General features: G+C 62.9%; 13 protein-coding genes. 11 read left to right on the forward strand and 2 right to left on the reverse strand.

Annotated elements, in window-relative coordinates; all coding sequences use genetic code 11:
* Positions 1 to 20 precede the first annotated feature (20 nt).
* The 8 genes from ACSU1G_RS19290 to ACSU1G_RS19325 are packed head-to-tail and all read left to right on the forward strand — an operon-like array spanning position 21 to position 7,006.
* Positions 21 to 1,169 carry a thiolase family protein gene (locus tag ACSU1G_RS19290; RefSeq protein WP_439281597.1) on the forward strand — a complete coding sequence of 383 codons (1,149 nt, stop codon included), beginning with the start codon at positions 21 to 23 and terminating at the stop codon, positions 1,167 to 1,169.
* Between the two features lie 8 nt (positions 1,170 to 1,177).
* On the forward strand, positions 1,178 to 1,630 hold the full coding sequence (locus ACSU1G_RS19295; protein WP_439281598.1) for a MaoC family dehydratase: 453 nt from the start codon (positions 1,178 to 1,180) through the stop codon (positions 1,628 to 1,630).
* A 10-nt stretch (positions 1,631 to 1,640) separates the two neighbouring features.
* Positions 1,641 to 2,141: a MaoC family dehydratase gene (locus tag ACSU1G_RS19300; protein ID WP_439281599.1), complete on the forward strand. Its 501-nt coding sequence runs from the start codon at positions 1,641 to 1,643 to the stop codon at positions 2,139 to 2,141.
* Complete coding sequence (locus ACSU1G_RS19305; RefSeq protein WP_439281600.1) at positions 2,141 to 2,632, forward strand: MaoC family dehydratase; 492 nt, start codon at positions 2,141 to 2,143, stop codon at positions 2,630 to 2,632. Before ACSU1G_RS19300 ends, ACSU1G_RS19305 begins: the two co-directional genes overlap by 1 nt.
* Positions 2,629 to 3,579, forward strand: coding sequence for an HpcH/HpaI aldolase/citrate lyase family protein (locus tag ACSU1G_RS19310; protein ID WP_439281601.1), 951 nt, complete (start codon positions 2,629 to 2,631; stop codon positions 3,577 to 3,579). The genes ACSU1G_RS19305 and ACSU1G_RS19310 overlap by 4 nt, the downstream gene beginning before the upstream one ends.
* Before the next feature lie 31 nt (positions 3,580 to 3,610).
* A complete protein-coding gene (locus tag ACSU1G_RS19315; RefSeq protein ID WP_439281602.1) occupies positions 3,611 to 4,813 on the forward strand; it encodes a CaiB/BaiF CoA transferase family protein in 1,203 nt (400 codons plus the stop codon).
* A 13-nt stretch (positions 4,814 to 4,826) separates the two neighbouring features.
* Positions 4,827 to 5,780: an alpha/beta hydrolase gene (locus ACSU1G_RS19320; protein ID WP_439281603.1), complete on the forward strand. Its 954-nt coding sequence runs from the start codon at positions 4,827 to 4,829 to the stop codon at positions 5,778 to 5,780.
* Between the two features lie 29 nt (positions 5,781 to 5,809).
* Entirely contained in the window at positions 5,810 to 7,006 is a 1,197-nt protein-coding gene (locus ACSU1G_RS19325) for an acyl-CoA dehydrogenase family protein (protein WP_439281646.1), read from the forward strand.
* On the opposite strand, the gene ACSU1G_RS19330 is transcribed toward ACSU1G_RS19325, so the two are convergent.
* Both ACSU1G_RS19330 and ACSU1G_RS19335 read right to left on the reverse strand, forming a co-directional pair.
* Positions 7,003 to 8,352, reverse strand: coding sequence for an MmgE/PrpD family protein (locus ACSU1G_RS19330; protein WP_439281604.1), 1,350 nt, complete (start codon positions 8,350 to 8,352; stop codon positions 7,003 to 7,005). The genes ACSU1G_RS19325 and ACSU1G_RS19330 overlap by 4 nt on opposite strands.
* Positions 8,353 to 8,360: 8 nt before the next feature.
* Positions 8,361 to 9,302, reverse strand: coding sequence for an HpcH/HpaI aldolase/citrate lyase family protein (locus ACSU1G_RS19335; RefSeq protein ID WP_439281605.1), 942 nt, complete (start codon positions 9,300 to 9,302; stop codon positions 8,361 to 8,363).
* A gap of 194 nt (positions 9,303 to 9,496) precedes the next feature.
* Between ACSU1G_RS19335 and ACSU1G_RS19340 the strand changes: the two genes are divergently transcribed.
* The 3 genes from ACSU1G_RS19340 to ACSU1G_RS19350 are packed head-to-tail and all read left to right on the forward strand — an operon-like array spanning position 9,497 to position 12,378.
* Positions 9,497 to 10,189 carry a TetR/AcrR family transcriptional regulator gene (locus ACSU1G_RS19340; protein WP_439281606.1) on the forward strand — a complete coding sequence of 231 codons (693 nt, stop codon included), beginning with the start codon at positions 9,497 to 9,499 and terminating at the stop codon, positions 10,187 to 10,189.
* 36 nt (positions 10,190 to 10,225) lie between these two features.
* A complete protein-coding gene (locus ACSU1G_RS19345; protein WP_439281607.1) occupies positions 10,226 to 11,737 on the forward strand; it encodes an ATP-binding protein in 1,512 nt (503 codons plus the stop codon).
* Entirely contained in the window at positions 11,734 to 12,378 is a 645-nt protein-coding gene (locus tag ACSU1G_RS19350) for a response regulator (RefSeq protein ID WP_439281608.1), read from the forward strand. Before ACSU1G_RS19345 ends, ACSU1G_RS19350 begins: the two co-directional genes overlap by 4 nt.
* The last annotated feature ends 13 nt before the right edge of the window (positions 12,379 to 12,391 follow it).

The following is a 12,391-nucleotide window of genomic DNA, read 5'->3' on the forward strand; positions in this document are numbered from 1 at the left end:
GCACAACGAAAGGACATCCCATGTCTCGCGAAGCAGTTATCGTCGAAGCCGTGCGCACCCCGCTCGGAAAACGCGGCGGATCGCTCGCCGAAGTACACCCGGCGGATCTATCGGCGCACGTACTCAATGCGCTGATCCACCGCGCCAATATCGATCCCTCGCTCATCGAAGACGTCATGTGGGGTTGCGTAAGCCAGATCGGCGAACAGAGCTTCGACATCGCGCGCACCGCTGTGCTCTCCGCAGGATGGCCTGAGCATATTCCCGGGGTGACGATCGACCGCCAGTGCGGGTCTTCCCAGCAAGCAGTCAACTTCGCCGCGGCCAGCGTGCTGGCAGGCCACTACGACATCGTGGTTGCGGGTGGAGTCGAGAGCATGTCACGGATTCCGATGGGCTCTAACACCGCTGCGGGCGACACACCCCTCGGCAAGAAGTACCAAGAGCGCTATGGGAGCGCTTTCCCCAACCAGGGCATCGGCGCTGAGATGATCGCCGATGACTGGAAACTCAGCCGCACGGATCTCGACCAATTCGCCCTTGCTTCGCATGAGAAAGCAGCCGCAGCGGCTGACCGTGGCGCGTTCGCGAGCCAAATCGCTCCCATCGAGACCGCCGCCGGCCTCGTCGACAGCGATCAGGGCATCCGACGCGGAGGCACCCTCGAGAAGATGGCTACCTTAGCTACCTCCTTCAAGGAGGGTGGCAAGGTCACCGCCGGAAACGCCTCACAGATCAGCGACGGCTCCGCTGCATTACTCATCATGAGTTCCGACAAGGCGAAGGATCTCGGTCTGACGCCGATCGCGGCCATCGATACGGTTGCCGTCGTCGGCTCTCCCCCGATGCCGATGCTCACCGGCCCCATCCCTGCCACAGAGAAGCTACTCGCCCGCAAAGGAATCTCGATCAACGACATCGGCACGTACGAAGTGAATGAAGCATTCGCCTCTGTCGTGCTCGCCTGGTTGCACGACACCAAAGCAGACGAGGCGAAGCTCAACCCGCTCGGCGGATCCATCGCTCTCGGGCACCCTCTCGGCGGAAGCGGTGCTCGCATTATGACCACCATGCTCAACCACATGCGCGACAACAACCTTGAGTATGGCCTCCAGGTCATGTGCGAGGGCGGCGGCCAGGCCAACGCGACTCTACTTCGCCTTCTCTAGGAGCCACGATGACTACGTTCACATCATTGGATGAGCTGCGAGCCGCGGTCGGCGCACAGCTCGGCTCTGCAGGCCCGATTATCGTGACGCAAGAACGGATCAACGGGTTCGCCGACGTCACCGAGGACCACCAGTGGATTCACGTCGACACCAAGCGCGCTGCGGCGGGCTCATTCGGCACCACGATCGCACACGGCTACCTGACTCTGTCGTTCGTTGCACCCTTCCTGGAGAGCCTCCTCATCGTGGAAGGCGTCCAAGCCACGCTGAACTACGGTCTCGACTCCGTCCGCTTCCCCGCCCCCGTTCCGTCTGGTTCGGAGGTGTCGGCGACAGCAGTTCTTGCAGAGGTCACCGACAAAACCGGAGGGGCAGAGGTACGAGTGCAGGTGACGATGACGATCCCGTCGAGTCCTAAGCCCGTCTGCGTCGCCACCGTCGTCATGCGGATAGTGGAGTGAGGAGCATCCGATGAACAGCACAAGCACAGCCCCCGATTTCGCCAACTTCCCGGTGCGCCGTCGAGGCTCCTACCTGGAGAAGTTCGAGGTAGGTCAGGAGTACGAACACCACTGGGGGCGAACCCTCGACATCGGGGACAGCACGCTTTTCTCGACGAGCCTTGCGTATTTTCTTCCGCTGTATCTCAATGAGGAGTTCGCCCAGCACGAGGGGCATCCCTCGCGCCCGATCAACCCGTTCCTGGTGCTGTGCACTGTGGTCGGAGTTTCGGTCGAGGACCTCAGCGAATCGGCCGGCCCATTCCTCGGTATCGAAGAATGCGAGTTCCTCGCTCCGGTCTACGCGGGCGACACGCTCCGCGCACACTCTGTCGTGCTCGAGACCCGAGTCTCCGCGAGCAGACCGGGACGCGGGATCGTCACCTGGCGCACGACCGGATACAACCAGCGTGACGAGGTCGTCGTGACCTATGTGCGCAAGAACCTGCTCGCAACGTTGGAGGAGCTCTGATGAAGGCCGAACGCGCGCTCACCCTGGTCGACGACGATGGCTGGTTTGAATCGTTCGAGGTAGGACAACGTTGGCGCCATGCCCGCGGCGCCACCGTGGACGAGGTCGAGAATCAGATGCTGACCAAGCTGGTGATGAACTCCGCTCAGGAACACTGGAACGAAGCATCCATGCAGGGTTCCGAATGGGGCAGTTCCCGGATCGTGTTCGGGCTCATCACCGGATGCCTGACAATCGGCCTCGCCAGTCAAGACACAGCCGAGCAGGCGATTCGCGAGCTCGGCCTTGATGCCATCCGATTTAACTCGAGCGTTTATCACGGTGACTCGATCTACGCGTATACCGAAGTTCTTGAGAAGCGCCCGGCAGACCGCGAAGACGCCGGAATCGTCGTCTTCCAGCACTGGGGTGTCACCTCCGACGGCCGGCAGGTCTTTGAATGCCGTCGTACCGTCCTCATCAAACGTCAATCCCATTGGAGTCAGTCATGACCACCCCTCTGTTCCCTGAGCCGACCACTGTGAACGGGCGCCCGCTGCGTCGCCGCCGTTCGGAACTGTCGACGCCCGCGACCAGCCACAAGATGATGGCGAAGGCGGCAGCAAGCGACGCGGACCTCGTGTTCCTCGACCTTGAGGATGCTGTCGCGCCGAACGCGAAGGACGTCGCGCGGACACAGGCCGTCGAGGCACTCAACACGCTCGACTGGAGCGACAAGACACGCGCGGTCCGCATCAACGGCGTGACCACGCCCTGGTTCCTTGACGACGTCACCGACGTGGTGCGAGGCGCGGGCGCGAATCTCGATATCTTCATCATCCCGAAGGTCAAATCCGCCAGAGACGTCTGGTTCGTAGACACCCTGCTGAGCAAGCTGGAGGAGCAGGCCGGGCTCCCGGTCGGCCGCATCGGCCTCGAGGTGCTGATCGAAGAGGTCGAGGCCCTCTCCGATGTTGACGCTATCGCTGGCAGCACGCCGCGTCTTGAGGCAATCATCCTTGGCGTCGGCGACCTTGCTGCAAGCCACGGCATGCGCTCGGCTCACATTGGGACCAGCGCCAACTACCCCGGCGACATCTGGCACTCCGCACGCGCACGCCTCGTGGTGGCGGCACGCTCCCATGGAATCGACGCAATCGACGGACCGTTCGGCGAGTTCCGCGAGACCGAAGGCTACCGTCAGCAGGCGGTCTGGGCTGCTGAGCTCGGAGCAGTCGGCAAGTGGGCCATCCACCCCAATCAGGTCACTGTTGCGAACGAGGTCTACTCCCCCACGCAGGCGGAGATTGACCGCGCCCAGTACATCGTCACCGCCATGCGCACGGCCGAAGCCGAGGGCGAGGGCGCTGTTGCTATCGACGGGATCATGGTGGATGCTGCGACTGCGCGTATCTTCGAGACTGTGCTGACCCGTGCTTCGGTGAACGGACAGATCTGATGCTGTCCCCGACTCTGTCCTGCGCGCAATCATGAGCGGTCCCCTGGCGGGGCTACGCGTCGTCGACTTGACGGCGGCACTCGCCGGCCCCTACGGCACGATGATGCTGTCCGACCTGGGTGCAGATGTCATCAAAGTGGAAGCACCAGGCGGCGAGGTCACCCGACGCGTTGGTCCGCTGCCCAAGCGCGACAATGACGAGGATGAGACGGGCCCTACGCTCGGCGGATACTTCCAGAGCATCAACCGCGGAAAGCGCAGCATCGTCATCGACCTGAAGTCTGATGAGGGCCACGCGGAGTTCCTCGCGCTCATTCGCACCGCCGATGTCGTGGTGGAGAATTTCGGCCCCGGCGTCGTTGACCGACTCGGAATCGACTATGCCACTCTCAGCGCGATCAACCCTCGCCTCGTCTATGGAACTCTGACGGGATTCGGGTCCCGCTGGGCGGGCGAGAGCCCGTATGCCGACTGGCCAGCGATGGACATCACGATCCAGGCGATGGCTGGCCCGCTGAGCGTGACCGGAACCGAGTCGGGCGATCCCGTGAAGATCGGCCCCGGTGTGGGCGACATTTTCCCCGGCGCTCTGCTGATGACCGGCATCCTCGCCGCGGTCCTCGAGGCGCGGGCGACGGGTACCGGCCAGCAGGTCGACATTGCGATGTACGACGCGATCCTCTCGCTCACCGAACGGATCGTGTATCAGTACTCGTACACGGACATCGTGCCGAAGCCGATCGGGAACACTCATCCGATCCTCACGCCTTTCGACATCCTGAAGGTCAAAGACGGGTGGATCGCGATCGCCGCGACTACGCAACTGCGCTGGGAGGCGCTTTGCCACATCATGGGCAAGGCGGAGCTCATCACGGATCCCCGGTTCGTCACTGAGTTCGAACGATCCCAGCACAGAGACGACATCCGCGCCATTCTCGACGAATGGACTGTGGGCTTCACCCGCGCGGAGATGACAAAAATGCTCGGCGGAAAGGTTCCCTATGGGCAGGTCAATGACGTGCGCGACATCTTCGAAAGCCCTCATGCCTGGGCGCGGGACATGCTCGTCGAGGTCGAGAATCCCAATGCGAGCCGTCCCGCCATCATCGCGGGGCAGCCGCTCAAGTTCAGCCATTCAAAGCCCGACCCGCTGGTGCGCGCGCCCTTCCTCGACGAGCATGGCGATGCCATCCGTCAGGAAATAGCGCAGCACGCGACAGACACCGACTCATAGAAGGAGACACACCGTGAGTGATCGAGTCTTCCCTGACCCGTATCCGGCCAGCGAGGAGCTCCATGCTCTGGTTGCCCGCCTACGCGCGGCACCGTTCAAGGCCGACACGAAAACGGTGACCGAACTGCGAGAGAACTTCGAGCGTTTTGCGTCCGGATTCCGTGATATTCCGTCATCGACGCGTTTCGAACCGGTCGATGACGCGGAAGTCCAACTGGAATGGACAATCGCTACAGGCGCTTCATCCGACTTTGTCGTGCTCTACTTCCACGGCGGCGGATACTCGATCGGGTCGATCGATTCGTACCGGGATCACTGCGCGCGACTGTCGGCGATGACCGGTGCTCGCGTGCTGTCCGTCGGGTACCGCCTGGCCCCCGAGCATCGATATCCCGCAGCGCTCGACGACGCCCGCACCTCATACGAATGGTTGCTAGAGCAAGGCATCCTCCCCGAGCGCATCCTGCTCGCCGGGGATTCCGCTGGTGGCGGGTTAGCGCTGGCCACACTGGTCGCCCTGCGTGATGCCAGCCTCCCGCTCCCCTCCGGGGCGGTGTTGCTATCCCCACTCACTGATATGGCACACACCGGCGCATCCGTGCAGGAGCGTGCACACCTGGATCCGATCGTCACCCCGAAAGGGTCTCACTCCTACTCGACGCGCTATCTCGGCGAAGACGGCGACTTCGACCTACCGTACGCCTCACCGGTATATGCCGATCTCGACGGTCTCCCGCCTGTGCTGGTTGTCGTCGGTACAGAAGAGCTGCTTTTCGATGACTCCGTCCGCGTAGTTCGGAAGATCAAGGATGCCGGTGGCTCCGCCGAGCTCGACGTCTGGCCGAATATGATCCACATTTTCCCGTTCTTCGCCTCGCAGATTCCCGAATCTCAGCGAGCCATGGAGCACATCGCCCGCTTCATTCGCGAACGACTCGGCCTGGGGCAGAACGGAACCACACGATGAGTCGCAACGCGTACCGCGACACCGTCGAGCTGCCTGCCCCAGCGCCCGATCTCCTTCCCCCCTGGTCTACACCCGAACGTCAGACCATTCTCGCGGAGGCCAGGGCGTTCGCGACGGACGTCGTTCTCCCGACGGCCAACGCTCACGATCGCGACGAAGCCGCTATGCCAGCTGAGCTGCTCCAGAAGCTTGCAGAGCACGGATACTTCGGCATCACGGTCCCGAAGAAATATGGCGGTCTCGGACTCGGTGTCTTCGAGTACTGCATGATCGCCGAGGAGCTCGGCCGAGGTTGGATGAGCGCGGCGAGCCTCATCGCACGTGCGCAGGGATTAGCCACCACTTTCGCCGATCCCGAACGCACCGAACGGTCTCGACGTCGCAGCGCTCGCGGCGAGTGGATCGGCGCGGCCGCGTTTTCAGAACCAGAGTCGGGATCCGATCTCGGGTCGATTGAGACCATCGCCGTTCGTGACGGCGACGGCTACCTCATCTCCGGCACCAAACGCTGGTGCGGGAACGCTTTTGAAGGCGACTTCATCCTCGTGATGTGCCGGATTGTCGAGCCCGATGGAACCCGCGGACCGGTAGAGACCTTTGTGCTCGAAAAGGCCCGCAACAGTTTCCCCATCGGTGTCACTGGCTCCCCGATCGACAAGATCGGCTACAACGGCATCGTCAGCTACGACCTCGAGCTGCGTGATGTGCGAGTCACGGATGCGGATATCGCCGAACCGTTCGGGTTTTCCGGTGCGGAGGGACGAGGGTTCCGGGCCGTCGAGAATGGTCTGAATGTGGCGCGTGTGCACACTGCTGCACGCGCCGTCGGACTTGCGCGCGCCGCCGTTGAAGACTCGATCAGCTATCTGCAGAAGCGGGTGCAGTTCGGGCAGCCACTCGGGGATTTCCAGGCGCTCCGGTTCGAGATCGCCGATATGGCGGCGCAGGTTGCGCAGGCGCGTGCCTTCTATCAGCAGGTCGCGCACCTCATGGATTCTGGTATCGGGTGTGAGAGGGAAGCCGCGATGACGAAGCTCCTCTCCACCGAGATGTGCGTCGACGTTACCGGGCGTGCGCTCCAGCTACACGGCGGAAACGGGTACACCAGAGACTTCCCGATCGAACGTTACTGGCGCGATGCGCGCCTCACGACGATTTTCGAGGGCACCAGCGAGATCCAGAAAAAGATCATCAGTGATCGGATCCTGCCGCGCGTGGCGCGCTAGAGACTGTCGATCGCCTCCAGCAGCGTGCCTGCGGATGACCCCAATGTGAGTCCGTGCGCCGCATCGAGGAGACGATCGACACCCTCCGCACCGATCTGCGCGTCACACAGGTCATGCGCCTTGGCGCGTAGCGCCTCTCGCTGCTCACGCGAATGCGCTCGCCACTGAGGCATGCCGGCATTCGCCTCAGCACTCCTGACCGTGCCGTCGTCGGAGGTCACGGCGACCGTTGTCTGCGTCTTCGCGTAGGAGTCGTCGAAGGTGAGCGTGGTCGCCCCCATCAATCGCCGAACCGTGTCCGACGGCCGATAAGGCTCCGCAAACGTCGCGGTGGTGATGGGCCCGCCCAGCGCGGCTGCGGCAGTGAATGCCACACTGAACTTCGCCTCCTGGCCGGTGCTCGGATCGGGGATCGTGCATACGGACCGGGTGATCGGGGGAACCGTAATGTGCACGGCGCGAACGCGGGACGCCTCGATACCCGAGCTCCGCAGAATTCCGGCCGCCATGATCGCGCCATGGGTGCCGAAACACGCGGAAGAGAACTTGAAAAGCAGCGAGCGCATGTGCCACGGCTGTCCGAACGCCTGGGACAGTGAGGTCTCGTCGACGCTGGTCGAGTGCGTGCGAGCAAGACCCTGCGGTCCGAACACTGTGTCCGCGATCGGGCCTGCCAAGCCAGCAGCGGCCAAGAGCGCGGCGCGCAGCCCGGCACTCGCGGCGTTACCGGCGTTCAGCGGCTTCCCCGCCGACCCGAACACCGACTTCAACCCGGATGCGCCGGTCGCAGCATACGCGATGGCTGCGCGCAGCTGATTCCGGTCTGCCCCGAGGACGAGTGATGCCGCGCAGGCAGCGCCAAGCGCTCCTACAATCCCCGTGGTATGGAATCCGATCTCGTAGTGCGAGGGGCTGATGGATAGGCCCACCCGCTCTTGAAGTTCGTAGGCTGCCGCATACGCCGCCAACAGTTTCTCCCCCGGCACTTCGCGACCCGCGGCCGCAGCCAGCAGTGCGGGCACGATTGCGACGGACGGATGCGCGCCCGAGCCCGGCGCCCAATCGTCGTAGTCGAGGCTGTGAGCAGTGATGCCATTGACGAAAGCTGCCGTCATCGGATCACGGGACTCTTGAGTCCCCCAGATGCGCACGCTTCCCTCGCCGGGGAATGCGCGGCGGGATGCTGCAGCTTCAGGTTCGCGTGTTCCACCGATCGCGCACGTCACCGCGTCAGCGATCGCCTGCGCCGCCAGTTCAGCAATTTCAGACGGCAGCGGAGACTGCGCGACCCGCATCGCTTCGTCGACGAGGAAGTCGAGCCGGTCAACGCGTTGCTCTATATACATAGCGTGTTTCAGGAGTCGCTCACGGTCCGGACAAGCCCTGCACGTCGACCCTTCAACGCCGTCATTTCGGCCATCTTGCGGCTCGCCTCGTCGATCATCTCGTCACCGAGCATGACTGCACCAAGCCCGCCACCCGCCTCAGAAGTGTGAAAGGCATACGTCTCGAGGATCTCTTCCGCCCTATCATACGAGGCCTGTTGCGGGGCGAAGATGCGGTTGCCGGCTTCGATCTGAGACGGATGCAGCACCCACTTACCGTCAAATCCGAACGCGACAGCTCGCTCGGCTGCCATCTCGAATCCGGGAAGGTCGCTGATCACACCGTAGGGCCCGTCGATCACCTGCACGCCGTGTTTGCGCGCGGCGATCGCCAGAAGCACGAAGACGGTATCCAGGGGCGCGTAGCCGCCCAGAGAGTTCTCCCCGATCGTCAACGATGGCAGCTGCATCGACGCTATGAAATCCCCCGGGCCAAAGATGAGCGTCTCCACCCGAGAGCTTCCGCCGGCGAGCTGATCGGCGATGCTGAGACCAGATGGACCCTCGATCTGAATCTCAATACCGATGCGCCCCGGCTCGAGGCCGTGCCGCTTCTCCAGCTGATCGAGCGAGGTGTCCAGCCAGTGCAGATCGGCAAGACGCTCAACTTTCGGGAGCATGATGCAGTCAATGTGGGCGCCAGCACCAGCGATCACTGTCGCAAGATCTTCGAATGCCCACGCCGTTGTCGCATCGTTGATGCGCACCGTCACGGTTTTACCAGACCAACCACCCTCGAGAAGCGCCTTCACGATGGACGCTCGCGCGTCCACCTTCATTGCGGGTGCGACAGCATCCTCGAGGTCGAGGAACACGGAGTCGGCGTCGAGGGTCTGCGCCTTAGCAAGCATCTTCTCGCTGCTGCCTGGCACTGCCAGAACAGTGCGCCGGGATCGAATCGGTCGAGCCATGTCGGTACTTCCATCCTGTCGGCTTCACCACCGACGTCTCGCCAGGCTACCGAGGAGCGCAGACTCCTCCTGGCCTAGAACTCCGAATCGAGACGGATGTCGCTCCGTTCTGCGACGCCCGTCGCGTCAAATACCCATTTCCGATTCATAAAGAGTATCCTGACAACTACCATTTGAATCCTAGAGGGGGCGGGATGTCATCGGAGACAATCACCGACAACGTGAGCGCGAGCACCGAGAGCGAGGCAGCGATCACCGAGGCGGCGCCGCAACGCCCGCGCATGACTCAGCAGAAGCGATCATCAATTTCGACTCGCAAGCTCCTCCAGGCCACCGCGGACCTGATCGCGGAACGAGGCTATGAGGGCACTACTCTGATCGAGATCGGAAAGCGCGCCGGGTACAGCCACGGACTCGTCACTCGTCGATTCGGCACCAAGGCGAACCTCGTGCAATCGCTCATTGCCACGCTGTCCAAGCGCTTCGGGCACGTCGAGATGTCGCAGACGGTCGGTGATGCGGTGGGGATCGACGCAATCGACACGCTCCTACTGTCGATCCGCATGAATGCCGAGGAATCGCCGCAATCGCTTCGGGGCTTCTATGCGCTGATGTTCGAGTCGTTGAAACCCGCAGTCGGGTTGCAGGAGTACGTGTCAGGCATCCATCGGGACTTCCTCGCCGACGTAGAGACGGTGGTCGCCCTGGGCGCCGAAACCGGTCGTCTTGCCGAAGGAGCCAATCCACGAGAACTCGCCGAGTTGATGATGAATCTGCTCCGCGGACTCGCCTTCCGATGGATGCTCGACGGTGATGAAGTCGACTTTGTTGCGGGGATCGACAGCATCCGTCGTGCACTGGATACCCTCGCCGCACCAGCTGACTAGCCCCAACCGGACGCCGCCGCGTCCGTAGAACGAAGAATGATGGAAACCGAACTCGAGAGGCTGCTCGGCCAATCGCCGGAGCCACACGTGATCATCGACGCCGAAAGTCGCTATCAATACATCAATCCGGCAGCTGCGGCGATCATTAGTAATCGAGCTGGCCTTATCGGTGAGCCATCACCGTTCAGCGACTCCCGTTCGCAGAAATTCCATGGCCGGCTTCGACACACCCGGATCGGGTGGACCGCCGTCGAGTTCTCCCGAGTCCCGTTCGATTCCGAGGACGCTGAGCGCTTCCTCATCCGCTTCGAGCCTGTCCACGAGAAGTCTCGACGCGGAAGACAGCTCGATGCAATCGTCGCTGTGGCGGGAGCGCTGAGCGAGACCGATCAGCTCGACGTCGCCCTCCGCAGACTGGCGCGCGAAGTGCGCACGGCCGCTGACTTGGAGAGCTGTGCGCTGACCTTGCTCGACCCAGATCGCCGAGTGCGCATCGCCGGAACTGCAGGGTTGCCCGAGGACTACGCCGAAAAGCTCGAGGCATGCCGTCAACTGGGGGCGCCACTGCTCACCGTACGCGCCCTCGAAGAGAGTCAAGTCATCATCGACCCGCAGTGGCGGAACTCGATCTTTGCCGACGAGCGATGGACTCCCCTGCACGAGACGGTTCGCAACCTCCGCATCGGAACTCTCATCGCCGTACCGCTCCGCGTTCGAGATCCCGAGGGCAAAGAAGACGTCGTCGGCGCCCTGACCGTGTTCTGCCGTGAGGATGTGGAGCTAGATCACGACGACATTGCGTTTCTGCGCGCGATGGCGGACTACGCCGCCATCGCGATCTCGAACGCACGGATGTTTCGTCGACTGCGGCAGCAGGCCGCGCACGAGGAACGATTACGGCTGTCACGCGAACTCCACGACTCTGTCACGCAGGAGCTCTTTTCTCTCTCGCTACGCACGCGTGCGCTGACCAGGCGACCCGAGACCATCGCCGACCCGGAACTGGCCGAAGAGATCGGCGACCTGTATGAGCAGTCCCGCCGCGCCCTTGAACAGATGCGAGCGACCATCATCCGCGGCCGAGCCGTCGAAGTTGGCCCTGGCGGATTGGTCCAGGCGCTGCGGGCACAGTGCGCAGGGCTCGACCTTCCCGCCGGGATGACAGTTGAGGTAGTCGGCAAAGACGAACCGAATGCGCTTCCACACGAACTGCAGGATGACGTCTTCCTGCTGGCGATGGAGGCTGTGCGCAACGCGGTCAAACACTCCCACGCGTCACGGATCACCGTCGAACTCGCACGGGCACGGGACGACCCCACCGCACTCCGGGTCGTCGTGACCGATGACGGAGACGGATTCGTCATCTCCCGCCGCAGCGCCAGCGCCGTGGGGCTGGATGCGATGCGCGAACGCGCGCAGGCCCACGGCGGATCACTGACGCTAACGACCGAGCCTGGCCACGGCACCACGGTCACGTCCGTGTTCTCGGGCGTCTACAGTGTCGCTAGTACGATTGCGGCTGATGCGCGCCTGGAGGGCATATCGTGAGCGAAATCACCGTCGTCCTCGTGGACGACCACGCAATGGTTCGCAAGGGCTTGCGCGCTTTTCTCGATACAGAGAAGGATCTGGCCATCGTCGGGGAAGCCGCGGACGGCCGAGAGGCGATCGCCGTCGTGGACACTCTTGCACAGACGCGGGTGCCCGACGTCGTCCTGATGGATCTGCTCATGCCCGGGATGGATGGTGTCACCACGATCGGACACCTGCGCGAACGTTATCCGGATCTCAAGATTGTCGCGCTGACGAGCTCAACCGACGCAGCGACCGTCAACGCGGCAATGAGCGCAGGCGTCAATGGCTACCTGCTGAAAAACGCCTCTCCTGAGCAGGTCGCTGAAGCCGTACGAACCGCTGCTCGAGGGCAGGCCCACATCGATCCACAGATCGCGATGACTGTCGCCAACTCCGCGCGTGGCTCGACGCAGGCGATCCTGAGCGAACGGGAGACAGAGGTCGTTGCGCTCGTTGCGCAGGGGCTTTCCAACCAGGAGATCGCCGACACGTTGTTCATTAGCGAACGCACCGCGCGCACGCATGTGAGCCATGTCATCTCCAAGCTCGGGCTGAACTCACGAATCCAAGTGGCTCTCTGGGCTATCCGCGAAGGCATCGTCATCGTCGAATGATTCCGAGCCCTGA

It is taken from the genome of Microbacterium sp. A93 (assembly GCF_051842835.1).

Bases quoted from the DNA above. Each gene is read 5' to 3' on its own strand.
- ACSU1G_RS19310 (WP_439281601.1), top strand. From the start codon at position 2,629: ATGACCACCCCTCTGTTCCCTGAGCCGACCACTGTGAACGGGCGCCCG.
- ACSU1G_RS19290 (WP_439281597.1), top strand. From the start codon at position 21: ATGTCTCGCGAAGCAGTTATCGTCGAAGCCGTGCGCACCCCGCTCGGA.
- ACSU1G_RS19330 (WP_439281604.1), bottom strand. From the start codon at position 8,352: ATGTATATAGAGCAACGCGTTGACCGGCTCGACTTCCTCGTCGACGAA.
- ACSU1G_RS19335 (WP_439281605.1), bottom strand. From the start codon at position 9,302: ATGGCTCGACCGATTCGATCCCGGCGCACTGTTCTGGCAGTGCCAGGC.
- ACSU1G_RS19315 (WP_439281602.1), top strand. From the start codon at position 3,611: ATGAGCGGTCCCCTGGCGGGGCTACGCGTCGTCGACTTGACGGCGGCA.
- ACSU1G_RS19295 (WP_439281598.1), top strand. From the start codon at position 1,178: ATGACTACGTTCACATCATTGGATGAGCTGCGAGCCGCGGTCGGCGCA.
- ACSU1G_RS19305 (WP_439281600.1), top strand. From the start codon at position 2,141: ATGAAGGCCGAACGCGCGCTCACCCTGGTCGACGACGATGGCTGGTTT.
- ACSU1G_RS19300 (WP_439281599.1), top strand. From the start codon at position 1,641: ATGAACAGCACAAGCACAGCCCCCGATTTCGCCAACTTCCCGGTGCGC.
- ACSU1G_RS19345 (WP_439281607.1), top strand. From the start codon at position 10,226: ATGATGGAAACCGAACTCGAGAGGCTGCTCGGCCAATCGCCGGAGCCA.
- ACSU1G_RS19340 (WP_439281606.1), top strand. From the start codon at position 9,497: ATGTCATCGGAGACAATCACCGACAACGTGAGCGCGAGCACCGAGAGC.